27 protein-coding genes are annotated in these 25430 nt (G+C 71.3%); 8 read left to right on the forward strand and 19 right to left on the reverse strand.

Annotated elements, in window-relative coordinates; genetic code table 11:
* Positions 1–208 precede the first annotated feature (208 nt).
* Complete coding sequence (locus VFZ92_RS01300) at positions 209–751, reverse strand: DUF305 domain-containing protein (protein ID WP_330873772.1); 543 nt, start codon at positions 749–751, stop codon at positions 209–211.
* A 106-nt stretch (positions 752–857) separates the two neighbouring features.
* Positions 858–1898 carry a family 2 encapsulin nanocompartment cargo protein polyprenyl transferase gene (locus VFZ92_RS01305; RefSeq protein WP_330873773.1) on the reverse strand — a complete coding sequence of 347 codons (1041 nt, stop codon included), beginning with the start codon at positions 1896–1898 and terminating at the stop codon, positions 858–860.
* Between the two features lie 175 nt (positions 1899–2073).
* Between VFZ92_RS01305 and VFZ92_RS01310 the strand changes: the two genes are divergently transcribed.
* Positions 2074–2556, forward strand: coding sequence for a hypothetical protein (locus tag VFZ92_RS01310; protein ID WP_330873774.1), 483 nt, complete (start codon positions 2074–2076; stop codon positions 2554–2556).
* Here VFZ92_RS01310 and VFZ92_RS01315 read toward each other — a convergent pair.
* The gene (locus VFZ92_RS01315) at positions 2553–3452 is read right to left on the reverse strand and encodes a LysR substrate-binding domain-containing protein (RefSeq protein WP_330873775.1); all 900 of its coding nucleotides are present in this window, start codon (positions 3450–3452) and stop codon (positions 2553–2555) included. The genes VFZ92_RS01310 and VFZ92_RS01315 overlap by 4 nt on opposite strands.
* Positions 3453–3538: 86 nt before the next feature.
* Between VFZ92_RS01315 and VFZ92_RS01320 the strand changes: the two genes are divergently transcribed.
* Both VFZ92_RS01320 and VFZ92_RS01325 read left to right on the forward strand, forming a co-directional pair.
* Positions 3539–4867, forward strand: coding sequence for an aspartate aminotransferase family protein (locus VFZ92_RS01320; RefSeq protein ID WP_330873776.1), 1329 nt, complete (start codon positions 3539–3541; stop codon positions 4865–4867).
* 48 nt (positions 4868–4915) lie between these two features.
* Positions 4916–5416 (forward strand): SigE family RNA polymerase sigma factor, encoded by a 501-nt coding sequence (locus tag VFZ92_RS01325; RefSeq protein WP_330873777.1) that lies wholly within the window; start codon positions 4916–4918, stop codon positions 5414–5416.
* Here VFZ92_RS01325 and VFZ92_RS01330 read toward each other — a convergent pair whose 3' ends face one another.
* Positions 5417–6058, reverse strand: a complete 642-nt coding sequence (locus tag VFZ92_RS01330) for an MBL fold metallo-hydrolase (RefSeq protein ID WP_330873778.1) — start codon at positions 6056–6058, stop codon at positions 5417–5419.
* 8 nt (positions 6059–6066) lie between these two features.
* Positions 6067–6351, reverse strand: coding sequence for a YggT family protein (locus VFZ92_RS01335; protein WP_330873779.1), 285 nt, complete (start codon positions 6349–6351; stop codon positions 6067–6069).
* A gap of 241 nt (positions 6352–6592) precedes the next feature.
* Here VFZ92_RS01335 and VFZ92_RS01340 point away from each other — a divergent pair, with 241 nt between their 5' ends.
* Positions 6593–9250 (forward strand): glycoside hydrolase family 3 N-terminal domain-containing protein, encoded by a 2658-nt coding sequence (locus tag VFZ92_RS01340; protein WP_414719780.1) that lies wholly within the window; start codon positions 6593–6595, stop codon positions 9248–9250.
* 55 nt (positions 9251–9305) lie between these two features.
* On the opposite strand, the gene VFZ92_RS01345 is transcribed toward VFZ92_RS01340, so the two are convergent.
* Together VFZ92_RS01345 and VFZ92_RS01350 are read right to left on the reverse strand one after the other, a co-directional pair.
* Positions 9306–10004: a hypothetical protein gene (locus VFZ92_RS01345; RefSeq protein ID WP_330873781.1), complete on the reverse strand. Its 699-nt coding sequence runs from the start codon at positions 10002–10004 to the stop codon at positions 9306–9308.
* Between the two features lie 393 nt (positions 10005–10397).
* Positions 10398–11795, reverse strand: a complete 1398-nt coding sequence (locus tag VFZ92_RS01350) for an FAD-dependent monooxygenase (RefSeq protein WP_330873782.1) — start codon at positions 11793–11795, stop codon at positions 10398–10400.
* 23 nt (positions 11796–11818) lie between these two features.
* On the opposite strand from VFZ92_RS01350, the gene VFZ92_RS01355 reads away from it, so the two are divergent.
* Positions 11819–12430: a TetR/AcrR family transcriptional regulator C-terminal domain-containing protein gene (locus tag VFZ92_RS01355; protein WP_330873783.1), complete on the forward strand. Its 612-nt coding sequence runs from the start codon at positions 11819–11821 to the stop codon at positions 12428–12430.
* A gap of 76 nt (positions 12431–12506) precedes the next feature.
* Entirely contained in the window at positions 12507–13529 is a 1023-nt protein-coding gene (locus VFZ92_RS01360) for a hypothetical protein (protein WP_330873784.1), read from the forward strand.
* Between the two features lie 53 nt (positions 13530–13582).
* On the opposite strand, the gene VFZ92_RS01365 is transcribed toward VFZ92_RS01360, so the two are convergent.
* The 12 genes from VFZ92_RS01365 to VFZ92_RS01420 all read right to left on the reverse strand — a co-directional run bounded on the left by VFZ92_RS01365 (position 13583) and on the right by VFZ92_RS01420 (position 22516).
* Positions 13583–14281 carry a 2-hydroxychromene-2-carboxylate isomerase gene (locus VFZ92_RS01365; protein WP_330873785.1) on the reverse strand — a complete coding sequence of 233 codons (699 nt, stop codon included), beginning with the start codon at positions 14279–14281 and terminating at the stop codon, positions 13583–13585.
* Complete coding sequence (gene fabG, locus VFZ92_RS01370; protein ID WP_330873786.1) at positions 14278–15012, reverse strand: 3-oxoacyl-ACP reductase FabG; 735 nt, start codon at positions 15010–15012, stop codon at positions 14278–14280. Before fabG ends, VFZ92_RS01365 begins: the two co-directional genes overlap by 4 nt.
* Positions 15009–15488, reverse strand: a complete 480-nt coding sequence (locus VFZ92_RS01375; protein ID WP_330873787.1) for a 3-hydroxyacyl-ACP dehydratase — start codon at positions 15486–15488, stop codon at positions 15009–15011. Before VFZ92_RS01375 ends, fabG begins: the two co-directional genes overlap by 4 nt.
* Positions 15485–15799, reverse strand: a complete 315-nt coding sequence (locus VFZ92_RS01380; protein WP_330873788.1) for a hypothetical protein — start codon at positions 15797–15799, stop codon at positions 15485–15487. Before VFZ92_RS01380 ends, VFZ92_RS01375 begins: the two co-directional genes overlap by 4 nt.
* On the reverse strand, positions 15796–16890 hold the full coding sequence (locus tag VFZ92_RS01385; RefSeq protein ID WP_330873789.1) for a beta-ketoacyl synthase N-terminal-like domain-containing protein: 1095 nt from the start codon (positions 16888–16890) through the stop codon (positions 15796–15798). The genes VFZ92_RS01380 and VFZ92_RS01385 overlap by 4 nt, the downstream gene beginning before the upstream one ends.
* Before the next feature lie 4 nt (positions 16891–16894).
* Positions 16895–17854 carry a thioesterase family protein gene (locus VFZ92_RS01390; protein WP_330873790.1) on the reverse strand — a complete coding sequence of 320 codons (960 nt, stop codon included), beginning with the start codon at positions 17852–17854 and terminating at the stop codon, positions 16895–16897.
* Position 17855: 1 nt separating this feature from the next.
* On the reverse strand, positions 17856–18560 hold the full coding sequence (locus tag VFZ92_RS01395) for an alpha/beta hydrolase (RefSeq protein ID WP_330873791.1): 705 nt from the start codon (positions 18558–18560) through the stop codon (positions 17856–17858).
* Complete coding sequence (locus VFZ92_RS01400) at positions 18560–19792, reverse strand: beta-ketoacyl-[acyl-carrier-protein] synthase family protein (RefSeq protein ID WP_330873792.1); 1233 nt, start codon at positions 19790–19792, stop codon at positions 18560–18562. The genes VFZ92_RS01395 and VFZ92_RS01400 overlap by 1 nt, the downstream gene beginning before the upstream one ends.
* A 25-nt stretch (positions 19793–19817) precedes the next feature.
* Positions 19818–20090, reverse strand: a complete 273-nt coding sequence (locus tag VFZ92_RS01405) for an acyl carrier protein (protein WP_330873793.1) — start codon at positions 20088–20090, stop codon at positions 19818–19820.
* Between the two features lie 75 nt (positions 20091–20165).
* Positions 20166–20948: an AfsR/SARP family transcriptional regulator gene (locus VFZ92_RS01410; RefSeq protein WP_330873794.1), complete on the reverse strand. Its 783-nt coding sequence runs from the start codon at positions 20946–20948 to the stop codon at positions 20166–20168.
* 44 nt (positions 20949–20992) lie between these two features.
* Entirely contained in the window at positions 20993–21751 is a 759-nt protein-coding gene (locus VFZ92_RS01415) for an AfsR/SARP family transcriptional regulator (protein ID WP_330873795.1), read from the reverse strand.
* 381 nt (positions 21752–22132) lie between these two features.
* Positions 22133–22516, reverse strand: a complete 384-nt coding sequence (locus tag VFZ92_RS01420; protein ID WP_330873796.1) for an Lsr2 family protein — start codon at positions 22514–22516, stop codon at positions 22133–22135.
* A 701-nt stretch (positions 22517–23217) separates the two neighbouring features.
* Here VFZ92_RS01420 and VFZ92_RS01425 point away from each other — a divergent pair.
* Positions 23218–23580, forward strand: a complete 363-nt coding sequence (locus VFZ92_RS01425; RefSeq protein WP_330873797.1) for a DUF2203 domain-containing protein — start codon at positions 23218–23220, stop codon at positions 23578–23580.
* Positions 23581–23646: 66 nt separating this feature from the next.
* Positions 23647–25362, forward strand: a complete 1716-nt coding sequence (locus VFZ92_RS01430; RefSeq protein ID WP_330873798.1) for a DEAD/DEAH box helicase — start codon at positions 23647–23649, stop codon at positions 25360–25362.
* Positions 25363–25430 lie beyond the last annotated feature (68 nt).

Genomic DNA, 25430 nt, shown 5'->3' on the forward strand with positions numbered 1-25430 from the left:
GGCTTGTTGGGTCTCAAACCCCCTCCACCCCCGACTGACTCGTAAAGTCCCCGTGGTTGGACCACGTGGTTCGGCGAATCGGTCGCATGACTGGTCCCATCTTCGTCGTGAACCGCGGCACGCCGTTCTCGTACAACTCCGACACCGAGGCCTACGTACGGCACCGGAGAGCGGTTCAACTCGGATCAGAACTTTTTTCGACCTCGGGTCAGGCAGCGGCTCCGGTGCCCTCGATCTTGGTGACCAGGCCGGTCTGGACCGTGATCATCTCCTTGGCGAGGGCCTTCACGCCGGCGTGCGTACCAGCGCTTTCGACCTCCTGCGCCATCTTGATGCCGTCCTGGAGGTGGCGCACCATCAGCGGCGACCACTGCTTGTCGAACTGGGGGCCGGTGTAGCCGCCGAGCACGGACACGTCCTTCGGCGCCACGACCATCTCGTGCGCCTGGTGGGAGCTGTCGGTGACCCCGACCTTCCACTCGGTCAGCCAGCCGTTCATCTTGCTGATCTCGGCGCTGCCCTCGGCGGTGATCGCGTTCGCCACCTCGACCACGGCCGCGTTCTTGGAGCGCGTGCCGACCAGGCCGCTGATCTCCAGGGTTTGCTCGTGGTGGGGGATCATGTCGCGGAGGAACACTATGTCCGCGTCGTTCGCCCCGGCGGTGGACGCCGCGGAATCACCGAGCATCGACGAGCACGCGGACAACGACATCATCAAACCGATCACCGCGACGATCAAGCGGGCGCGCATCCATGGCCTCCTGGGTCTCCTGACGAGGCATACGGACACCTGACGCGGCCGGTTCATCGATTCGTCACGAAATGAGCAAATTTCCGAACCGACCGGTCCACGGGGGTCAGCGGTCCCTCCCGACGACCGTGCGGGCGACCTCCAGGAGGGTCTCCGACGTGGTCGGGTCGCAGTCGGCCGCCTCCAGGTGACCGGCGGCCTCGGCCATCTCCCGCGCGGCCCGCGACCGGGCCCACTCGCGGGCCCCGGTGCGTTCGATCAGCGCGGTCACCGCGGGCACCTCGGCCGGGTCGAGCGGGCGGTCGCGGGAGTAGAGGTCGGCCAGTTCGGCGGCGGCCGGGGTGCCCGACGTCAGCGCCGCCACCGCGAGCAGCGACTTCTTGCGGCTCAGGAGGTCGGAGCCCACCGGCTTGCCGGTCACGGCCGGATCGCCCCAGACCGCCAGCAGGTCGTCGACCAGCTGGTAGGCCAGCCCCAGGTGCCTGCCGAACGCGCGCAGCCGTCCCGCCCGCTCCGGGGTGGCGCCGCCCACGAGGCCACCGAGGGCGCACGAGAGGCCCAGCAGCGCGCCGGTCTTGTCCGCAGCCATCCGGACGCACTCGTCGAGCCCCACGTCGGCGCGGGTCTCGAACGCGAGGTCCGCGTGCTGGCCCTCGCACAGGTCGAGGACCGCCGACGTCAGCCAGTCCGCCGCCGTGGCGGCGTTCGGGGCCGAGCCGCGCGCCAACGCCCTCGGCGCCAGCGCGAGCAGCGCGTCGCCCACCAGGATCGCGGGCGCCTCGCCGAACACCGTCCACGCCGTGGGCCGGTGGCGGCGCACCCGGTCCCGGTCCATCACGTCGTCGTGCAGCAGGGAGAAGTTGTGCACCAGCTCCACCGCGACCGCGGCGGGCACCGCGGCCTCCGGTCGGCCGCCGACGGCCTTCGCGGCGAGCACGACCAGTGCGGGCCGGATCGCCTTGCCGGGCCTGCCGGTGTCCGGTTCGCCGTGCCGGTCGGCCCAGCCGAAGTGGTACCGGGCGATCCGGCGCATCGAGGCGGGCAGGAGGTCGACCTCGGCGCGCAGCGCCGCCCCCACCACGTCGTGGCACCAGCGCGTGACGTCACGGGCGGTGCGGAACTCGGGTGGCAGCCGGACTGCGGTCATGGTGGCTCCTCGGGTCCGCGTTCCTGCCGACGTCGTGCGACCGGCACTGCGACCGTAGGCAGGACGGGCCGCACGGCGACATAGCCTGTTCGGGTCACCACCTCGTCCCGATCTGAACCTCCCGGCGCTCCGCTCCGTGTTCGACGTACGGCTTTCGACGCGAAGGAGGCCCGACGTGAGGACAGGACTGGTTCCGACTCTGCTCCTGTGCGCCGCACTCACGGCGTGCACCACCACCGTGCGCTCGACGGCGGTCCCCACCGCCGAGCTCAAGCGCGGGACACCGCCCACGACCGTCCAACTCGGCCGCAACCCGCTGCTCGGCGACGTCGTGGTCGACGGCGAGGGGTACACCCTCTACCGCTACGACAACGACACCGCCAACCCCTCGGTCGCCGTCTGCACGGGCGAGTGCGCGACGATCTGGCGGCCGGTGCTGGTCTCGGACGAGATCGCGTACCGCAACCTCGACCCGGAGTTCCTCGACACGCTCGTGCGCCCCGACGGCGGCACGCAGGTGACCGTCGGCGGCTGGCCCGCGTACCGGTTCGCCGACGACCGGGTGCCCGGCCAGGTCTCCGGGCAGGCCCTGGAGGAGACGTGGTTCGCGCTCGCGCCCAACGGCACGAAGGCGGGTGGCGGCAAGAGGACCGGCTAGCCGCGGTCGGCGGTGGGCTCCGGCAGCCCGCGCACCGTGTCGAGCACCAGGTTGACCGCGGCCCGCGACCGCGCGCCGCGCCGGGTCATCGCCGTGATCGTGCGGGTGACGGCCGGGGTCAGCTCGCGGGTGGCGACCCGGTACCTCGGGTCGACCGCGAGCGCGGGCAGCAGCGCGACCGAGAGCCCGGCCTCGACGTGCTGGAGCGTCATCAGGTAGTTGCCGAACCGGCAGGCGACCCTGGGCTCGAACCCCGCCCGGCGGCACAGCCGGGTCGCGAGGTCGGCCATGTAGGACTGCGGCACGTCGAACGCCCAGGGCTCGCCCGCGTAGGCGGCGAGGTCGACCGGGCCCCGGCCCGCCTGGTCCAGCGGCACGACCAGCACGACCTCGTCGGTGGTCAGCGGGACGACGTCGACGTCCGGGTCCGGCGGGAACTCGACGAAGTCCGGCGTGGTGATGATCAGGTCGGCGGCGCCGCCGCGCAGCGCCTGGACGCTCTCGTGCGGTTCCAGCTCCAGCAGTTCGACGTGGACGTGGGGGTGCGTGCGGGCCAGTTCGACCACCGCCGGGACGGCCAGGCTGTGGATGGCGCTCTGGAACGCGCCCACCCGCACGAGGCCGGACGGTTCCTCGCCGAGGCCGCGCAGTTCCGCCTCGACGGTGTCCATGTGGTCGAGGATCGCCCTGGCCCGGCGGGCCAGGATCAGTCCGGCCTGCGTGAGCCTGACCCGGCGTCCGGTGCGTTCCAGCAGGTGGGTGTGCGTTTCCGCTTCGAGGACGGCGAGCTGCTGCGACACGGTCGACGCGCTCAGGTTGGCCGCCTCGGCGACCGCGCGGACCGTGCCGAGGATGTCCAACTGGCTCAGCAGGCGCAGCCGCCACGGGTTCAGCACGGGACCATTGTTGTGCGGTCCAGCCGAACAGCACAGTCGGAATCGTGAGATGGACGTGACGCTCGGGCGGTCCTAGCGTCGAGGGCATGGCCGCGCCGACCTCCGCTTCGACGTCCACCGGGTTCTGGGCCGACGCCCGGCGGCACCTCGTCCGCTACGGCGGCGGGTTCACGCCCGAGATCATCGACCGGGCCGAGGGGAGCTTCGTCTTCACCGAGGACGGGAGACGCCTCCTCGACTTCACGTCGGGGCAGATGAGCGCGATCCTCGGCCACTCGCACCCGGAGGTCGTCGCCACCGTGCGGCGGCAGATCGGGTCGCTCGACCACCTGTTCAGCGGGATGCTGAGCCGCCCGGTCGTCGACCTGGCGCGGCGGCTGGCCGACTCGCTGCCCGCGCCGCTGGAGAAGGCGCTGCTGCTGACCACCGGCGCCGAGTCGAACGAGGCGGCCATCCGGATGGCGAAGCTCGTCACCGGCAAGCACGAGGTCGTGTCGTTCGCGCGGTCCTGGCACGGCATGACGCAGGCCGCGGCGAGCGCGACCTACAGCGCGGGCCGCAAGGGCTACGGCCCCTCCGCGCCGGGCAACTTCGCCATCCCCGCGCCGAACCCCTACCGGCCGGACTTCACCCACCCCGACGGCTCGTTCGACTGGCGGCGCCAGCTCGACCTCGGGTTCGACCTGGTCGACGCCCAGTCCGTCGGCAGCCTGGCCGCGTGCCTCGTCGAGCCGATCCTGTCGTCGGGCGGCGTCCTGGAACCGCCGCCGGGCTACTTCGCGGCGCTGCTGGAGAAGTGCCGCGAACGCGGGATGCTGCTGATCCTCGACGAGGCCCAGACCGGGCTGTGCCGCACGGGCACCTGGTACGCGTTCGAGCGCGACGGGATCGTGCCGGACATCCTGACGCTGTCGAAGACGCTGGGCGCGGGGCTGCCGCTGGCGGCGGTGCTGACCAGCGCCGAGATCGAGCAGGAGGCGCACGACCGCGGTTTCCTGTTCTTCACCACGCACGTGTCGGACCCGCTGGTCGCGGCGGTCGGCTGCACGGTGCTGGACGTCCTGGAGCGCGACCGCCTCGACGAGCGCGCCGCGCACCTCGGCGGGGTGCTGCGGCGGGGTCTGAACGGGATCGCCGACCGGCACCGGGTCGTGGGCGACGTCCGGGGCCGGGGTCTGCTGGTCGGGGTCGAACTGGTCGACGACGAGGGCACCGGGGAGGGCTCCGACGAGCTGGGCGCGGCGGTCACCCGGCGCTGCCTCGAACTCGGTCTGCACATGAACATCGTGCAGCTTCCGGGCATGGGCGGTGTGTTCCGCGTCGCACCTCCGCTGACCGCGACGGAGGACGAACTGGCCCTGGGCTTGGAGATCCTGGAACAGGCCGTCGCCGACACGACCGCACGACCGCGGTGACCGGGAAGAGGCCTGCAACGCCGGGAGCCCCATCGGCGAAGTAGGTGCATGAGAACCGAGCAGCAGGCGAGCTTCGCCGAGTACGTGAGGGCGCGCGGGCCGTGGATGCTGCGGATCGCGCTCCGCCTGTGCCGGGACCGGCACAGCGCCGAGGACCTGGTGCAGACGACGCAGGCGAAGCTCTACCAGCACTGGAACCGCCTGTCGGCGGTGGAGAACCTCGACGCCTACGCGCGCACGGCCCTCGTGCACACGCACATCGGCGAACGCCGCACCGGCTGGGCCAGGAAGGTCGACCTCCAGCCGATGCGGGAGGACCTGCCCGCGGCCGAGGCTGACCACGCCTCGCGGCTGGTGCTGCGCGACGCGGTGGAGGGTCTGGCACCGAGGCAGCGCGCCACCATCCTGATGCGCTACTTCCTCGACATGACCGTCGAGCAGACCGCGGCGGCCCTCGACGTCACCGCGGGCACGGTGAAGAGCCAGACCAGCCGCGGTCTGGACACGCTGCGCGTCGTGCTGGAGGAGAGCGGAGCCCGCGCGGCCTGATCAGCCCACGGTCACCCGTTCCCCCACCTCCACCCGCTGGTACGGCGCGCCGGTCCCCGGCCCGCCCTCGCCCAGCATCCTGGTCACCAGGCCGAGGCCGAGTTCGCTCAGCAGGGCGTCGTGGACGCCGATCGCCCGCCCCGGCTTGACCTCGCGCACCCAGTCGATCAGGTCGGCGGTGCGCGACCACGGCGCGTGCGCGGGCACCAGCAGGGTGTCGACGGGCACGTCCGGCGTGGTCAGGGCGTCGCCGGGGTGGAAGAGGGCGTCGTCCACCAGGAAGCCGACGTTGCGCACGACCGGGATGTCCGGGTGGATCACCGCGTGCCACTCGCCGAACACCTTGACGTCGAACCCGGCCGCGGTGAACGCGTCGCCCGCGCCGACGGCGCGCACGCGCGGGCCGAGGCCGTCGAGCGCGGCGGCCACCGCCGGGTTGGTCCACACCTCCAGGCCGGGCGAGTCGGCCAGCGCGGCGCGGATCCGGTCCTCCAGGAAGTGGTCGACGTGCTCGTGCGTGATCAGCACGGCCTCGGCGCCGTCGAGCGCGGAGGCGTCGGTGAACGCCCCCGGATCGAGCACGAGCCTGCGTCCGTCGCGCTCCAGCGCCACGGACGCGTGGCCGAACCTGGTCAGTTCCATGTTTCCCCTCAGAAGACGGCGACGACGACGGTCCGGAGCACGAGGACCCCGACCAGGACGGCGGTGAACGCCAGGTCGATGGACACGCCGCCGACCCGGACCGGGCGCAGCACGCGCCGGACGGGGGCGATGACGGGCTCCGTGATCGACCAGCTGACGCCCCGGACGCGACTCGTCCACGCGGGGGCCGGGCTCGTCGAGACGACACCCACCCAGTCGAAGACCAGCCGGACCAGCATGACCAACCAGAACAGCAGCAGAACCGTGCTGAGCAGTGATCCGATGAAGCTCATGGGTGCTCCTCTCCCGTGGTGACCAGTCTGCCCCCGGAAGGTGAGAGGAAGCTGAGCACGACCGGGTGGAACCGCCCGGCCGGGCACCGTTCGTGGGCCTGTCGAGACGCCGAAAACCGGGAAGTCGCCGCGCGAGAGAGCGCTCCCGCAAAAGCATTGACGCAGGTGGCGCGACCAGGACAGGATCGATTCACCGCTGCCAGGTGCAGGCTGCCCTGCCGCCCACGAGAACGGACAGTTCATGATCACATCCTCCGGTTGGAGACGCGCACGCCGCGGTGCGCTGGGAGTGCTGACCACGTTGTCGCTCCTCACCGGCGCCACCGCCGGGTACTCCACCGCCGCGCCCGACACCGAGAAGGGCGGCAACCGGCAACCCACCGTCGGACGGCCCGCCCTGGACCGCGACGGCTGCGCCCGGATCGAGAACAGGCTGCCCACGCTCAAGGACTGGCCCAAGGTCGACAGCAAGATCGACAAGAGCGCGGTCGACGAGCGTCGGATCGCGAAGATGGTCGCCGACATGACGCTGGCCGAGAAGGTCGGCCAGATGACCCAGCCGGAGATCACGGCCATCACCCCGGAGGACGTGAGGAACTACTTCATCGGCACGGTCCTCAACGGCGGCGGCGCGTGGCCGAACAAGGACAAGCACGCCACCCCGCAGGACTGGCTGGCGCTCGCCGACTCCTACTGGCAGGCCTCGGTCGAGACCAGGACGAAGATCCCGGTCCTCTGGGGCATCGACGCGGTGCACGGCAACAACAACGTGTACGGCGCGACCCTCTTCCCGCACAACATCGGCCTCGGAGCCGCGCAGGACCCGTGCCTGGTGCGCGACATCGGCGAGGCGACGGCCGAGCAGATCCGCGCGACCGGCCAGGACTGGGCGTTCGCGCCGACGCTGGCCGTGGTGAAGGACGACCGCTGGGGCCGCACGTACGAGGGCTTCTCCGAGGACCCGCGGATCACCCGCGCGTACGGCTACGAGGTCGTGAAGGGGCTCCAGGAGAGCACCTCGCGCAGGCTCGGCCGTGACGGCGTGATCGCGACCGCCAAGCACTTCATCGGTGACGGCGGCACCCTCAAGGGCACCGACCAGGGCGTGAACCCGGTGTCCGAGGCCGAGATGATCAACGTCCACGGCCAGGGCTACTACGGCGCGCTCGCCGCGGGCGCGCAGTCGGTGATGGTGTCGTTCAACAGCTGGACCAACGAGGAACTGGGCATCGGCGAGGGCAAGCTGCACGGCAGCAAGAAGGCCATCGACGAGATCCTCAAGAAGAAGATGGGCTTCGACGGCCTCGTCGTCTCCGACTGGAACGGCATCGGCCAGGTCCCCGGCTGCACCAACTCCAGCTGCCCGCAGGCGATCAACGCGGGCATGGACGTCGTGATGGTGCCGAACGACTGGAAGGCGTTCATCGCCAACACCATCGCGCAGGTCGAGAGCGGCCAGATCCCGATGGCCCGCATCGACGACGCGGTCACCCGCATCCTGCGCGTGAAGCTGCGCAGCGGTCTGTTCTCCGCCCCGAAGCCGTCGCAGCGCGAGCTGGCCGGGTCGGCGCGGGCGCTGGACTCGAAGAAGCTGGCCCGCGAGGCCGTGCGCGAGTCGCAGGTGCTGCTGAAGAACGACGACCGCGTGCTGCCGCTGTCGCCGCGGTCGAAGGTGCTGGTCGTCGGCAAGAGCGCGGACAGCATGCAGAACCAGACCGGCGGCTGGTCGCTCACGTGGCAGGGCACCGGCAACACCAACGCGGACTTCCCCCACGGCACCACGATCCTGGGTGGCCTCCGCGAGGCGCTGGGTGAGGCGAACGTGACGTTCAGCGAGACCGCCGACGGCGTCGACCCGGCCGCGTTCGACGCGGTGGTCGCCGTGATCGGCGAGACGCCGTACGCCGAGGGCACCGGCGACCTCCGCCGCACGCTGGAGGCGGCGCGGATCTACCCCGGCGACCTCGCGGTGCTGGACAAGGTGTCGGGCAAGGGCAAGCCGGTCGTCACGGTCTACGTGTCCGGCCGCCCGATGCACGTGAACAAGGAGCTCAACCGCTCGGACGCGTTCGTGGCGGCCTGGCTGCCGGGCACCGAGGGCGGCGGCGTGGCGGACCTGCTGGTCAGGGGCCGCAACACGGGCAAGGGCTACACCGGCAAGCTCAGCTACTCGTGGCCGAAGGAGGCCTGCCAGACGCCGCTGAACCCGGAGACGCCGGGCTACGACCCGCTGTTCAAGCTCGGCTACGGCCTGGGCAACGGCCAGCGGGCCACCGTTCCCGTGCTGAGCGAGGAGTCCCCCGCGAACTGCGGTGGCGGCGGTGGCGGCAACGCGACCGAGGACCTGGAGATCTACAACCGGGGTGACGTCGACCCGTACAAGGCGGCCATCGGCTCCCCGGAGAACTGGGGCGGCACGGAGATCGGCGTCGACGGCACGGCGTCGCACGCGGAGATCAACGTCGTCCCGACCGACGTGAACGTGCAGGCCGACGGCCTGAAGGTCACGTGGACCGGCACCGGCCCCGGCCAGGTGTACATGCAGAGCCCCGGAGCGGGCAACGACCTGCGCGGCTACCTGAACACCGACGCCGCGCTGGTGTTCGACGTGATCGTGAACCAGGCGCCGACCAACCGGACCGTGGTCAGCACGCACTGCCTGTACCCGTGCTTCGCGGAGGTGGCGGTGACGAACCTGCTCACGAACCTGCCGCCGGGCAAGAACACGGTGAAGATCCCGGTCTCCTGCTTCGCGGCGGGCGGCCTGGACTTCGAACGGGTCAACACCCCGTTCCTCGTGTACACCGACGGTCCGCTGTCGGCGTCGTTCGCGAACGTCAGGTGGGTGCCCAAGGCAGGCACCGATCCGGACGCGAAGGCGTGCGCCGACCTCAGCTAGTCGGCGGGGAACGTCGGAGGGGCAGGCCGCGCACGTGGGCCTGCCCCTCCGACGTTCACGCGGGCGCGGGTTCGTCGAAGACGTCCACGACCACCGAGGTCGTCATGGCACCGTCGAGCCAGTGCTCACCGTCGCCCTGGAGGTAGCTGTGGATCCGAACTCGCTTGTTTCGCGCCACGGCTCTCCGAGCAACGGCCAACGCAACGGGGACCTGCCTACCGGGCGCCTCCCCCACGACCCGCTCGGACTCCACCCGACTCCCACCGGGCAGGGCCCACGCCCGCGCCCCACCGCCGGCCGGGACGAACGGCATCCTGTTGAGCAGGACAACGTCCCAGTGCGGACCATGACGCTCGTCGACCCCGTTCTCCACCCGGATCCCCAGACCGACCGCGTACGCCCCCGACAGGTACTCCTCGATCGTGGCGGCCTCCAGGCGGAACCGCGCACGACGAACCGGCACGACAGGACCCCCTGGCCCGAACGCCCCCGGCTCCGGTGCGCAGCGCGAGCGCAGGAACTCCCGGATCGACCGCAGGACACCATCGGGAAGCCCCCGAAGACCGTCCTCCAGCCCACCCCCGTCCCGCAACGCCAGGTACAGGTCAAGCACCCGGACCACGTCATCCGCCCGCTCCACCTCACCGGGCCCCCACTCGGCCACCACGTCCAGCCGGTCCACCTCGCCGTGATCCACCGCGAACAGACGGCTTCCACCGGCGTCGGCGTGGACCAAGAACTGGCGGATCGTCATGCCACCACCCCCCGGTTTCAGTGTGGCACCTGGGAACTCCGCGGGTGGCTCGTATTCCTGTGGCCGCAGGGATACGGCTCGGGGGCGGTTGCCGGGGACGGTTGCCGGGGGCGGACGAGGTCTACAGCTCCAAGGGCAAGCAGGCTCACCTCCGTCGGCGTGGGGTCAAGGTGGTCGGCGTCGCGAATCCGCCCGCCCGAAGGCCGGCGGCTCTTCGGGTGGACGGCCCGCGGCAGACCCGTCCACCAGCAGCGTCACACGGTCGAGTGCGGTACCGACCTGGTCGAACAGCACTGTGCGGTGCCTACTCGGTTCGACGAACTCGCCGTTCGCGATCAGGCCACAGCGCAGGTCGCCGCCATCGCCAACCGGTTGCGCCACAAGCAATGCGTGCTACGTGGCGGCCCAGGCCACGTGGCCGTCTGGGCGGATCAGGGCGGCTGTGATCGCGGCCCACTCCTCCGGTGGGTCTACTGGGAGGTCTGCGCGGTGGGCGTCTGTGGGGTGGGCGTCTGCGGGTTCGGTGGTGTTGATGGCGATGTGGCGGCCCTCGTGCAGTAGGTCGAACAGGCCTCTGCCGTCGGCGAAGCGGAGGTCCGGCGCGCGGCGGCCGGTCAGCGGGTGCGCTCCGGGTGGGGCCGGGTAGGCCACGTCGAGCGCCGAGAGCCGTTCGGCCAGCACGCGGGAGAACTCCGGCACGTCGGCGATGGCGTCGCTCAGCAGCGACCGCAGCGCGCTGGTCTCCGGGCCGTAGTTGGTCATCAGCGCGGTCTGCGCCCTGGTGGCGCGCAGCAGGTCGACGCCGACCGGGTGGCGTTCGGCGTGGTAGGTGTCGAGCAGCGGTTCCGGGGCGCGGCCGGTCACGACGGCGGCCAGCTTCCAGCCCAGGTTGGCCGCGTCCTGCACACCGACGTTGAGGCCGACACCGCCGGTCGGGAAGTGGACGTGCGCGGCGTCGCCCGCGAGCAGCACCCGGCCCCGGCGGTACTCGGCGGCCTGGCGGGTGGCGTTGCCGAACCGGGACAGCCAGCGCGGGTCGCGCATGCCGAAGTCCCTGCCCGCCACGCGGACGACGGTGGCGCGCAGCTCGGCGAGGGTCAGCTCGCCCGGCCAGTCCGCGCGGTTGCCGGTCGGGTCGCTGCCGACGAACCGGTGCACGCCGCCGGGCAGCGCCACGACCATGAGGCCGCCGTCGGCGCCGGTCACCGAGAGCACCGGCTGCGGCGGCGGGTCGTCCAGCACGACGTCGCCGAGCCAGCCCCAGGTCGTGGTGTCCGTACCGGGGAAGTCGACGCCCGCCGCGGCCCGCACGGTGCTGCGGGCGCCGTCGCACCCGACGACGTACGCCGCGTCCGCGGTGGACACCCCGTGCAGGGTGACGCGGTCGTCGTGCTGGACGAGCCCGGTGACCCGCTCGCCCCGCAGCACGACCACCCCCGCGGATCTGGCGTGCTCCTCCAGCAGCTCCTCCGTCCGCGCCTGCGGCAGGGCGAGGGTGAACGGGTAGGGGGTGTCGAGCACCCGGAAGTCCATCCGGTCGTCCAGCCCGGCGAAGTGCCCGCTGGGGATCCGCACCCCCTCGGCGAGGAAGCGGCCGACGATCCCCCGGCACGCCAGCACCTCCAGGGTGCGCGGGTGGAGGGTGAGCGCCTTCGAATTCGGGTCGCGCTCCTCCCGCGCCTCCAGCACCGTCACCGACGCCCCGCCCAGCCTCAACTCCGCCGCCAGCCACAGCCCCACGGGACCGCCTCCGACCACCACGACCTGCTCCACCGCTGCCTCCTTGGTCACTGACCAAGAGATATACTAGGTCGGTGACCAAGAGTCAAGCGAGTCGCTCCGGCCTCGACGCCGGCGTCGTGGTGTGGACCGCGTTGGACCTCATGGACGAGCAGGGCGCCGACGCGGTGTCGATCCGCTCCATCGCGACCCGCCTGGACGTGCGGATGAACACCGTCCTGTGGCACGCGAAGACCAAGGCGCGGCTGCGGGAGCTGATGGCCGACGCGATCATCGCCGGGGCCTCGACGGACGACCTGCCCGACGACCCCCACGACCGGGTGCGCGAACTGGCCCACCGCTACCGCCGCGCGCTCCTGCGGCACCGGGACGGGGCGTCGATCGTCGCGGGCACCTACGCCGCCGAACCCGCCACCCTCGGCTTCGCCGACGCGCTGGTCGGCGCGCTCCTCGCCGACGGCCACGCCGAGCGGGAGGCGGTCTGGCTGTGCTGGACGGTCGTCTACTTCACCCTGGGGCTGGCGCAGGAGGAGCAGTCGTTCCCCGAGCCGGGCGAGCACCGGCTCGCACGGGCCGTCACCGCGGGCCCCTACCCGGCGCTGGCGCGGGTGCTGGAGCACTTCGAGCCCGCCGCGTTCGACGAGCGCTTCGACTTCGGCCTGGACCTGCTCCTGCGGCGCGGCTGATCAGCCCACGGTCAGCCCCGAGTCAGCCCGCTTCGCCACCGTGGACCGTTGGTTTCCTTACCAGTCAAGGAGAATCATGCGGTTCAGATACCCGGTGATCGTCGCGTTGGCACTCACCGCGATCACCTCCCCCACGGCCTCCGCGGCGGCGTGCACGTGGACGCCGACCCAACTCCCGCTGCCGGCGGGGTTGACCCAGGGCTCGGTTCGGGCGGCCGACAGCCTCAGCGGCTACGCGGGCGAGGCTCAGGCGTCGGCCGGGACGGTGCACGCCGTCCGCTGGGTCGGCGGCCAGGTCGTCGACTACGGCACGGTCCCCGGCTACTCCCACGCGTTCGTGGCGGGCGTGAACAGGTCCGGCACGATCGTCGGGCACACCAGCGCGCCCACCGGCAACCGGCAGCGCGCGTTCCGGTCGGTCGGCACGGCGTTGCAGGTGCTGCCCGAGCCCGCGGGCACCGAGCACTCCTGGGCCAACGGCGTCAACGACGCGGGTGACGTCGTCGGCGAGGTCGGCACGACCGTCGTGGTGAACGGGTCCTCCCACCTCGTGCGCAAGGCGGTCCTGTGGCCCGCGGGCGCACCCGGCACCGTGGTGGGGCTGACCGGTCTGCCGTCGGCGGGCCAAACCCTCGGGCAGGCCGTCGACCAGGACGGCACCGTGCTGGTCGAGCACTACCCCACCGCCACGAACTCGCTCAACGCCACGGCGCTGTACCTCTGGAAGGCCGGGACGGCGCGGGTGCTGCCGACCCCGGCGGGCACCACGTCCGTCTACGGCAAGGCCATCTCGAACGGCCGGGTGGCCGGGGCGGTCAACACCGGCGGCATGGTCGGCGCGGTGTGGGAGCAGAACGGCACCATCACCAGTCCGGTGGCGTCCAACCTCATCACGTCGATCAACCGCACCGGCCGGACGACCGGCTGGAAGATCGTCACCGGCATCACCCCGGCCCACTGGGTGTGGCAGGGGTCGGCGAAGGTCGGCACGATCGCGGGGTCGCGGACGTTGACCGTCTCGGCGGACGACGGCACGGTGGCGGGCTCCAGCTTCAACTCCACCACGTTCAACCAGCCCACCTTCTGGCGCTGCTCCTGACGGCGGAAGGGCTCCCCCGGACGCTCCGGGGGAGCCCTCTGCCCGCAAGACCCTCAGCCGCAGCCGCCCGCGTGGCTCTCCTCGGACGACCGTCCGATCGAGACGGACGACGCCGTCGCGGGCAGCGCGCCCGCGGGGGCCAGCTTCGAGCGCAGGTGCGCGGCGAACTCGTCGAGCCGGTCCATCCCCCAGAAGCGGGAGAACCGGTGCACGAAGAACGGCACGCCGAACACGCCGTCCTTGCAGATCCTGAGCAGGATCTCGACGCCCTCCTCGCGCAGCAGCGGGTCGTCGGCGGCCGTGGACACCTCGACCGGGTCAAGCCCCAGCGAGGTCGCGACGTCGGCGATCACGGCCGGGTCGCAGATGTTGCGCCCCAGCTCCCACCGAGCCCGGTAGACCGCGGCCACGTACTCGGGGCCCTTGCCCGCGCGCCGGGCGACGAGGTACCCGAGGTGCGGCACCTCCCAGACGGGGTCGCGGTCGACCGGCCAGGTCAGCGGCAGGCCGCGGTCCTTGGTGAGCCTGCCGACGTCCTGGAGGATGTAGAAGTGCTTGGCGCGCGACATCGCCGAGTACGGGAACTCCTCCCCGCGCTCGGTCAGCATCCGCTCGCTCAGCGCGTCGGGTTCGAAGAACGGCACCCACTCCACGGCCTCGGCCACGTCGGGGTAGCGCTCCAGCAGGTCCCGGTACGCCATCCAGGAGTACGGGCTGCGCAGCGAGAAGTAGAACTTCGGCCCCTTGCTCACAGGACCAGCCCGCCGTCGACGCCGAACACCTGGCCCGTGACGTAGGACGCCCTGTCCGACGCGAGGAACGACACCAGGTCGGCGACCTCGTCGGTCGTGCCGAAGCGGCCGAGCAGGATCTTCTCGGTCATCCGCGCCACGAAGTCGTCGGCGAGGCCCGCGACCATGTCGGTCTCGATGAAGCCGGGCGCGACGGCGTTGACGCGGATGCCGTACTTGCCGACCTCCTTGGCCAGCGACCTGCTGAACCCGATGATCCCGGCCTTGGACGCGGCGTAGTTGGTCTGGGCCGCGTTGCCGTGGACGCCCGCGACGGACGACATGGTGATCACGCTGCCCGCGCGGCGCTTCATCATCGAGAACACCGCGGCCTTGCACAGGTAGTAGGTGCCGTCGAGGTTGACCCGCAGCACCGCCTGCCAGTCGTCGTCCTTCAGCAGCACCAGCGGGTTGTCCCGCACGATGCCCGCGCACGACACGACCGTGTGCAGCCCGCCCAGCTCCTTCTCGGCGTTCTTCACGAACACCTCGACCTCGCGGCGCTGCGACACGTCCACCTGCGCGGTGAACACGGTCGCCCCGGCGGCCTCGGCCTCCTTGGCGACGACCGCGGCCGCGTCGACGTTGGACTGGTAGCAGAACGCGACGTCGTAGCCGTCCTCGGCGAGCCTGGTCACCACCCTGTGCCCGATCCCGCGCGAACCTCCGGAAACCAGCGCGACGCGCCTCATGCCACCACTCCCCGTTCGGGCCGCAGGACCTCGACCCCGCGGCGGGCCATCGTGAACGTGCCGATCTCCAGCACCGTGCGGCCGCCGACCGTGCTGTGGCCTGCCAGGATCGCGGCGTCGTCGACCTCGCGGACGAGCCGGACGTGGTGGGTCAGCACGTCGCCGGGGTGGACGGGGGCCAGCAGCGACACCCCGCGGATCCCGGTGATCAGCTCCACCTTGTCGGCCAGCACGTCCGGGTTCGGGCTCTCCCACCGCGTGAGCAGGACCGCGCACTGCGCCCACGACTCCAGCAGCAGCCCGATCGGGTAGGCGTGGTCGGCGTCGTCGGGAAGCCCGTCGTAGCAGGGCTCCCGACCGCTGACGGCCTTGTGCGCGACCAGCGTGCGGCCGGGGTCCACTTCGGACACCCGGTCCACCAGCAGCACCGGGAACCGGTGCGGGATGATCCGCTTGATCTCCGCGACGCCGGTCATGCCGAGTACCTCAGCTTGATCTCCGCGACGGGTCCGTCGTCCTTCGACACCACGGCCGACACGCGGACGCCGTCGCCGTCCTCGGTGAACTCCGTCGTGATCGACAGGGTGTCGCCGGGGAAGACGGGCCGGATGAACTTGGCCCGCTGCACCGCGCTGACCCGCTTGCCGGGCAGGCGGTCGCGGACGGCCGCGTGCACGTGCTCGACCACGAACAGACCGGGCAGGATCGGGAATCCGGGGTAGTGCCCGGCGAACACCGGGTCGTCGGGGTCGACGAAGACCCGCGTCCCCTCCTCCACGGCGGTCATCCGGCCAGCTCCAGCACCGCGCACCCGACCGTGCCGTCCCGGTCCACGCCGGTGACCAGCGCGATCCCGCCACCGCCCTTCGCCAGCACGGCGGCCAGCTGGAAGCTCGCGCCCGCGGCGGAGGTGTCGCCGACCAGACGGCCGCAGCGGACGAACTCCGGCGCCGCGCCGTCGAGCGCGTCGGTGACGCCGCCGTCCTCGGCGGCCTCGAACTCGCCGCCCGCGGGGGCGACCAGCCGCACGTCGGCGGCCCGCACGCCCGCCTTCGCCACGGCGGCCCGCACGCAGTCCGCCACGGCCCGGCGGGCGTCGGCGGGGTCGCCGAACGCGCGGAAGCCGGTGGCCAGGACCGTGGCGAGCGGCGCGCGCCCGGCCGTCTCGGCGTCGGCGGACGGCTCCAGCAGGAACACCGCCCCGCCCTCGCCGAGCGGTGCGGCGGGGCCGTCGGAGCCGGTGCGGCCGTGCCACTCCAGCCACGCGCGCTGGACCGAGTACTCCTCGGCCGCGCCGAGCAGGGCCCGGTCGCAGTGCCCGCCGCGGTAGAGGCGCACGGCGTAGCTCAGGGCGAGCAGTCCGGTGAGCGCGCCGCCCGCGATGGTCGTGTTGGGGCCCTTGATGCCGTGCCAGATGGCGCTCTGGCCCGCGGCGCGGTTCATCACCGTGTTGGGGAACAGCGCCGGGTCGACGTGGTAGGGCTTGACGCCGGTCAGCGAGTCCTTGGTGAAGTCCATGATGGACTGGACGCTGCCGGAGCCGGTGCCCAGCACCAGTCCCACGCGGTCGGGTTCGGCGAGCAGCTCGGGTCCGCAGGTCTCGATGAGCTGGCCGACGGCGGACACGGCGATGGCCGTGACCCGGTCCATCGTGCGGGTTCCCTTGCGGCCCAGGGCACCCGCGGCGGTGAACTCGGGGACCAGCCCGGCCCGCGGGTACGGGCCGGGGTAGGTCTCCTGGTCGAGTTCGGTGGTCGCGTCCCGGCCCGCCACGACGCCCGCGGCGAAGGCGTCGCCGCCGATGCCGTACGGCGACACGGCGGACCAGGCCGAGAAGACGAGTCGACCGGTGCGGTCGACGGGGGTCGTGGCGGTCATGGGATCAGACCGTTCCGCGGCCGGAGATCACGCCCGCCTTGCCGGTGAGGGCGTCGGTGAGGCGGTCGTCGAAGTTGACGAGGCTCCAGTCCTTGCGGTTCTCGATCACGGCCCAGCCGTGGGTGATCTTGCCGGTGGCGGTCGGCACGAGCACGCCGTCGCGCAGGACGTAGCAGTCCATGCGGGCGGTGAAGGTGTAGCGCTTGAAGACGTTCTCGACGGTGAAGACGGTGTAGAGGGTCTCCTCCATCTTCGCCTCGGCCAGGAACGTGATCCGCGAGTGCGGCACGACCGGGATCCAGTTCTGCTCGTCGAGCAGGGTCTTGATGGAGACGCCGCGGTCCTCGACGAACAGGTCGAGGATCTCCTCCATCTGGCGCAGGTAGCCCGACATCTGCACGCGCTCGGTGAAGTGGCAGTAGAAGTACGGCATCCGCCAGGCCCAGCCGAACGCGTTGCGGCCCGCGGTGAGCAGGTCGAGCGGGTCGGCGTCGCCGACGGTGATCGGGACGACCTGCTCGCTGGGCGCGGAGATCGCGTCCACGACGTGCGGCGCCAGCTCGGCGGGCGCGTCCTCGGCGTCGAAGCCGTGCGGGTCCAGGCGCAGCGACACGGACACCTTCGACTTCACCGCGCGCACGGGCTTGCCGCGGTCGACGGTGAACTCGACGGCCAGCCGCAGCTCGGGGCCGTCGTGCTCGACCTCCTTCACCGTGGCGGTGGCCAGGTCGTCGATGTGGAACGCCGTGAGGATCTTGGTGTCCAGGTCGGTGATGTCCGTGCACAGGCCGTAGCGCTCGTAGAGCGCGCCCGCCGGGAACCCGCGCTGGCGCAGGTGGTCCAGCACGGCTTCCTCGACCATGTAGTTGACGTGCTTGAAGCCGATCCAGGTGCAGATGTTCGAGCCCTCGTAGCGGGGCCGGATCTGCGTGGTCGTGGTCTTGTCGGTAACGGTGGGGCTCACGTCAACTCCAGGCGTCGTCGAGGAAATCGCGGATCAGCGCCGCGACCCTGGCGGGCTGTTCCAGCATCGGGAAGTGACCGCAGTCGTCGAGCAGCTCGAACCGGCCGTGCGGCAGCGACTTCACCAGTGCGCGCCCGTCCTCGGGGCGGGCGGCGATGTCGTGCACGCCGGACAGCACGAGCTGCGGCGCCCCCACTTCGGCGAAGTCGAGGAACGGCGACCGCAGGTAGGTCTCGAACCACCGCATCCAGCCGTAGGGGCCGACCTGGTCGCGCAGCGCGCGGGCGAGCCAGGCGCGGTGCTTCTCCGGGAAGCGGGCGGTCTCGCCGACCCGCATGGCCTCTTCGAACGTGCGGTGGAAGTCGTTCAGGTAGTAGGTGATCGTCGGCCAGTCGAACTCGGCGGCCGACGACCGGTGGAACGGGCAGAGCAGCACCGACGGCCGTGCGGGCACGCGTCCGGTCGCGTACGCCTCGGCCAGCAGGGTGGCGCCGAAGGAGTGGGCCACCACCACGTCGTGCTCGGGGCGGACCGCGTCCACGACGAGCCGCACCGGGTCGGGGTGGTGGGCCCACGTGCCGTCGGACAGCCCGTGCCACGGCTGCTCGGTGTTGGTGATCTCGACGCCCTCGGGGAGCATCTCGACCAGCGGGTCCCACACGGCGGGCTTCCCGGCGAGCCCGTGCAGCAGCAGGACCCGGACCATCAGACGGCGTCCCGGTACCGGCCGAGGATCAGGACCGCGTTGTTGCCCGCGAACGCGAGCGCGTTGTTCTGCACCACGTCGAGGTCCGCCTCGCGGGCGGTGTTCGGCACGCAGTCCACGCCGCACTCGGGGTCGGTCTCGGTGTGGTTGATCGTCGGGGGGATGAACCCCTCCTTGATCGCCAGCGCGCACGCCGCCGAGGCGAGGGCGCTGGCCGCGCCCATGGTGTGCCCGAGCATGCCCTTGATCGAGATCGTGGGCGGAGGGGTCTCGAACACCTGCCGGATCGCTCCGGACTCGGTGACGTCGTTGGCCTTCGTGCCGGTGCCGTGCGCCGAGATGAAGTCGATGTCCTCCGGCTTCACCCCCGCGTTGCGGTGCGCCAGCTCGATGCACCGCGCCAGGCTGTCGCGGTCCGGCGCGACCGGGTGGTTCGCGTCGCAGTTGAGGCCGTAGCCCAGCACCTCGGCGTAGATCCGGGCGCCGCGCGCGAGCGCGGAGTCCAGGCTCTCCATGACGAGGATGCCCGCGCCCTCACCGGTGAGGATGCCCTTGCGGTCGCGTTCGAACGGCTGGCACACCTCGGGGGCGATGGTGCCGAGCCGGTAGAACCCGGTGAACGTCTTGCGGCACACGGCGTCCGCGCCACCGCACAGCGACACGTCCACGTCGCCGTCGCGGATGGCGTCGAACCCGTAGCCGATGGCGTAGTTGCCCGCCGCGCAGGCCGTCGGGATCGTCACGGCCTCGACGTCGGTCAGGCCCAGCTCGCGGACGATGCTGGACGAGAGCCTGCCCGCCGTGGAGCGCCGGGCGATGACCGGGTCGAGCCCCTCGGGGCCGTGCTCGACCTGGACGCCGATCAGGTTGTCCAGGTCGCGCGACTCGGCGTCGGTGGTGCCGACCGACACCAGCGCCCGGCGGGCGCGCACCTCGTCCAGCGACAGGCCGGCGTCGGCGACGGCCATCCGGGCGGCGGCCGCGGAGAACTGGCTCGCCCGGCCCAGTTCCGCCGCGTCCGCCCGCTCCAGCCACTCGGCCGGGTCGAACTCGTCGATCTCGGCTCCGTTGGCGTGGGCGAACCCGGTGGTGTCGAACGACGTGATGGGCTTGACGCCGCTGCGACCGGCCCGCAGACCCGCCAGGAACTCGGTGACGCCGATGCCGATGCTCGTGACCACACCCAGACCGGTGATCACCACTCGGCGGGGTGACTGGCGCTCGTCGTGCATCGTCTTGCTCCTCCGGGCCGAAGGGCTACTTGGCGGCTGCGGCTTCGGCCACGACGGCGATGACGCCTTCGAGGTTGACCATGCGGGTCAGCTCCGCCTGGTCGATCTCGACGCTGAACGTGCGCTCCAGGGCGGAGAGGATCTCGATGGCGCCGAGGCTGTCGGCGTCGTGGTCCTCCTTGAACAGGCTCGTGTCCGTCATCTCGGCGGGGTCGATCTCCAGAATCTCCGAGACGATTTCCTTGATCTGCGACTTCTGGGTTTCGCCGATCGACACAGCAGACTGAGAAGCAGTCATTTCATCCTCCACGAACGCAGATTTTCCAACGTTCAAAGACTGAGCGCGATGGCTATATGCGCCCTATATGCCAGGTCAGCCCACTCCGACGCGCAGCGCGTGCGGAATCTGCAGCACGGGATCGGCCGTGAGGATGGCGAGGTGCACCTGGCGCAGCAGCGAGCCGGGGTCGATGCCCAGCTCGTCGGCGAGCATGCGCCTGCCCTCCTCGTAGAGCACGAGGGCGTCCGCCTGCCTGTTGCAGCGGTAGAAAGTGGTCATGAGCTGGGCGCGGAAGCGTTCCTGCAACGGGTGCACGCGCACCAGCCGGGTCAGCTCCGGCAGGAGCTGGGCGTGCCTGCCGAGCGCGAGGTCGGCCTCGATGCGGCTCTCCAGCGCCGCGATGCGGGCCTCCTCCAGCCGGGGCCCCTCGGCGTCGGTGAGGTGTTCGGACACGCCGGACAACGCGGGCCCGCGCCACGAGGACAATGCCGAACGCAGCAATCCGGCGGATTCCTCGAACCGCCCGTCGGCCAATGCGGCCTGACCCAGTCGCGCCTGTTCCTCGAATTCCCAGAGATCGAACCGGCAATTGGCGAGACGAATGTCGTAGCCCCGCGAACGCCGGGTTATCCCGACCTCGTGGAGCAGGGTTTTGCGCAGTCGGGACACGTACGTGTAGATCTGCGCGTTGAACGTGGCGGGCGGGTGGTGGCCCCACAGGAGGTCGCTCATGTCCACGTCGGACACCGACCCGTTGTCGGCGAGCAGCAGCGCGGCGAGCACCGTGCGCGGCTTCGAGCCGTCCAGGGGCACCTCCTTCCCGTCGTGCAGCACCTCGACCGGCCCCAGGACCCGGAACTCCAGCAACGAACTCACACCTCTCCGCGGAGCGAACACCGACGACGAACGGACGTCCGCGGTCACAGCAGGACCTGGTCGTGGACGAGGATCGCCTGGTAGAGCTCGCGCAGCGCGTGGCCGGGTTCGAGGCCGAGTTCGGCGGCGAGCCGCCTGCGGGTGTGGTGGAACACGTCGAGCGCCTCGGTCTGCCGACCGTTGCGGTAGAGGGCGACCATGAGCTGCTCGCTGAAGCGCTCGCGCTCGGGGTACTCGGCGGCGAGCTGCTTCAGCTCGGAGACGACGCCGCGGTCCTCGCCGTTGGCGAGCTTGGCCGCGATCAGGTCCTCGCGGGCGCTGAGGCGGCGCTCGTCGAGCCGCGCGGCCTCGATCCGGAAGCGCAGGCCGTCGCCGACGTCGAAGAGGGCCGGGCCGCGCCAGAGCCGCAGCGCGCGCTCCAGCAGGTCGATGGCCTCGGCCGGCCTGCGGGTCACGCAGCTGGACCCGAGGTCCGCGAGGTCGCGGAAGCGGTAGGCGTCGATGGAATCGGCGTCCACGTCGAGGACGTAACCGCTGCCCAGCGTGCGCACCAATTCGTCACCAGGCCGGTCGGCCAGGCCTTCCAACAGTTTTCGCAAACGCACGACATTCGCCTGAAGTGCGTTCCTTGCGTTGCCCATTACTTTTCCGGCCCACAACTCCTCCACCAACCGGTCGAATGGCACCGGCGTTCCGGGAGAGAGTGCGAGCAAGGCGAGAAGAGTACGTACCTGCCGGGCAGCGACTCCGATGCGTCGGTCTCCGTGTGCTAGCGCGACGGCACCCAGAATCTGAATCTGCATGGCCAGGACCCCCAAGTCCCTCGGCGGCGCGAAGGTGTACTTCGCCGTTCAACAAATCTTTCCCTCTGACAGGCCTTTCATGACCGCGTGGAGAGTGGTAGGACGCGGAATCAAGGCTGCCGCCCCACGAAACACCACACGAGACGGCAGTCTGGAATAGCCCTGTCAAAGCGTTCACATGTTGCCTACGCCGACACGATGGGGGGAAATATCATTTGACTCGCACCGCGGTCGCGCGGGCGGTATGCGGCCGAACGGAGCAGGGCGTTGGGCCCGTCGCGAGAACCGAGGTGCTGCAACGGCAGTCGGTCAGCGGTTCACCGAACGCCCGCGACCAGCACGGATGACCAATTGAGACGTATGCGCCAATTATGTTACTAGTCAGTTCCATATTTTTGGACGAGGCGTGGCAGGCCCCTTGCGGGCGGTCGGATGGGCCTCGTCATAGGCGCTGAGCACCGCCTCAGGCAGTCGTCCGCGATCCGAGACGCTGAACCCGCGCCCGCGGGCCCACGACCGCACGGCCCGGAGTTCCTCCACGTCACGGCTGCGCACGGGACTGGGATGGACGGTCGGATCGACGGGTTCGGCTTCCCGCAGGACCGAACGGGCGCACACCGCATACCTCCCGAGGAATTCCCGGAGCCGCGCGGCGTCGGCGGGGGCCAGGTCGATCACGAACTCGACGCCGTCCAGCCCGAACCTGACAGCCGTGAACCCATCACCGCTGCTGCCGCCGGGTTCTCCCACGACCTTCCGAACCACGATCCGCCTCGATCCCCACTACCGCCGCCGCCCGCCGGACGGCGCCAGGACGCGGGAGGCGGTCGCGGACCCTGGTGCCGGAAACGGGGGTCGGGAAGTTGTTCGGAATGAACCGTAGCGGGAGATCGATCGGTGGAGAACACATCTTCCGAGTGGGAATCAAAGTATAGAAGCGCTATAGCGATCATCCGGAGCATTCAACGCCGGGACGCGGGACGGCGTGGCGGGCACGACGTCCGAAGTCGGACACGCCACCGGCCGCGACCGGAAGGCGACGATCGGGATATCGCTTCGGAAATCCGATATCCGACACAACGGACACATCGTCCGCCGATCTCGTCGAAAGGAACGGAAACCGAGGTGTGCTCGAAATGCCGACGACAGCCGAAGCCTTCCCCCCACTCGGGAGCGGTCGGGGGCGGCGGTCACTCCCGGTGTTCGCCACCGTCGCGCCGGGGAGCGTCAACGGTCAATTAGTCAGCGCACCGCACAACCGTTAACCCCCGATTGGGTGTATCGACGCCTCGACGTCATACGGGGACGCGGCGACAACTGAAATTCTTTCACGAGGCCGGGCGGACCGGCGCTCGATTCCCGAGCGATGGCGCGGACCCCCGCCCACCGCGCGTGACCCCCAGGGCGTGCGGGCAGGCACCGGGGTCCGCGCCATCCTCACCCCCGCCGCGCGCCACACTGCTCGCATGAGCCTGTTCACCGTGTCCGAAGCGCGGGCCGTCCTGCGGGACCTCCTCCCCGTCCTCGACCGCGTCGTGGCCCTCCGCGCGGACGCCGCGGAGCTGGCGGCGGCGGTGTCACCGGGCGGCGAACCGTCCGGTCTGGGAGGCCTGCCGGAGTGGAAGGCCGCCCAGGCTGAGCTGGACGATCTGCTCACCTCGGTGCAGCAGACCGGGGCCGAGCTGAAGGGCTTCGCACCTCTCCTCGTAGACTTCCCCTCGGACCTTGACGGCGCGCCGGTGCTGCTGTGCTGGTTGGAAGGCGACACCGAGCTGAGTTGGTACCACCGTCTCGACCTCGGTTTCGCAGGTAGGCGCCGGTTGGCCTGAACTCCCGCCGAGCAGAACTCGGCCGGTCCGCCACAGTTGATCGGACCTGGAACGAGGAGCTTGCGCATGACCCCCGAAGTGACCGACGTGGCCGCCGACGCGACCGAGGACAAGACGACGACGTTCGCCGACCTGGCGCTGCGTCCCGAACTCCTCAAGGCGTTGACGACCCTCGGCTACGAAGAGCCGACCCCCATCCAGCGCGAGGCGATCCCGCCGCTGCTCCAGGGCGAGGACCTGCTGGGCCAGGCCGCGACGGGCACGGGCAAGACCGCCGCGTTCGCGCTGCCGGTGCTCCAGAAGCTCGCCGAGGCGGGCCGCCGCACGACGGCCCCGCTGGCGCTGGTGCTCGTGCCCACCCGCGAACTCGCGGTGCAGGTGTGCGAGGCCGTCCACAAGTACGGCCGCGACCTGGGCGCACGGGTGCTGCCGATCTACGGCGGCCAGCCCATCGGCCGCCAGCTCCAGGCGCTGGAGCGGGGTGTCGACGTCGTCGTCGCCACGCCCGGCCGGGCCATCGACCACATCGGTCGCGGCACGCTGAAGCTGGACAGCCTCCAGATCGTCGTCCTGGACGAGGCCGACGAGATGCTCGACATGGGCTTCGCCGAGGACATCGAGTCGATCCTCCAGGAGACCCCCGGCGAGCGGCAGACCGTGCTGTTCTCCGCGACGATGCCGCCGCGCATCGACAAGCTGGCCCGCCAGCACCTGAAGAACCCGGTGCGGATCACGATCGGGCGCGAGCAGACCGCGCCCGGCGAGGCCCCCCGCGTCCGGCAGAGCGCCTACATCGTGCCGCGCGCCCACAAGCCGGCCGCTCTCGGCCGCGTGCTCGACGTCGAGGCCCCCACGGCCGCGATCGTCTTCTGCCGCACGCGCGACGAGGTCGACCAGCTCACCGAGACCCTCAACGGCCGCGGCTACCGGGCGGAGTCGCTGCACGGCGGCATCAGCCAGGAGCAGCGCGACCGGGTGATGGGCAGGCTGCGCAACGGCACCGCCGACCTGCTCGTCGCCACGGACGTGGCCGCGCGCGGGTTGGACATCGAGCAGCTCACGCACGTCGTGAACTACAACGTCCCGTCCGCCCCCGAGTCGTACGTGCACCGCATCGGCCGCGTCGGGCGCGCGGGCCGCGAGGGCGTCGCGATCACTCTGGTCGAGCCGCGCGAGCACGGCATGCTCAAGACCATCGAGCGGGTCACCAAGCAGAAGATCCCGGTCGAGAAGGTCCCGACGGTCGCCGACCTGCGGGCCCGGCGCCTGGAGCTGACGCGCGCCGCCCTGCACGAGTCGCTGCTGGAGGACGACCTCGAAGGCTTCCGCGTGGTCGTCGAGACCCTCACGGACGACTTCGACCTCATGGAGATCGCGCTCGCGGCCGTGAAGCTGGCCCACGAGGCCTCCGGCGCGGCGGCGGACGAGGAGGAGGAGATCCCGGACGTCTCGGCGCGCATCGACCGCGACCGGCCGGGTCGCGGGTCGGCCGAGCCGGGCAACCGGCGCGAGCGCAGGCCGCGCACGCCCACGGCGGGCATGACCCGGTTGTTCTTCGGCGCGGGCCGCAGCGCGGGCATCCGGCCGCAGGACCTCGTCGGCGCCATCGCGGGCGAGGCGAAGCTGAAGGGCCGCGACATCGGCGCGATCGAGATCGCCGACCGGTTCTCGCTGGTGGAGGTGCCGGAGTCGGCCGCGCAGTCGGTGATCGTGGCCCTGCGCGGGGCGACGGTCAAGGGCCGCAAGGTGTCCGTGCGCCTGGAGCGCGACCAGCAGGGCTGATCGTCCCGCCGCTCGCGGGGGTGCGGACGCCGCACCCCCGCCAGCGGCGGGACCATCAGCCCAGCTGG

The sequence above is a fragment of the Umezawaea sp. genome (assembly GCF_036375055.1).
Lineage (GTDB): Bacteria > Actinomycetota > Actinomycetes > Mycobacteriales > Pseudonocardiaceae > Umezawaea.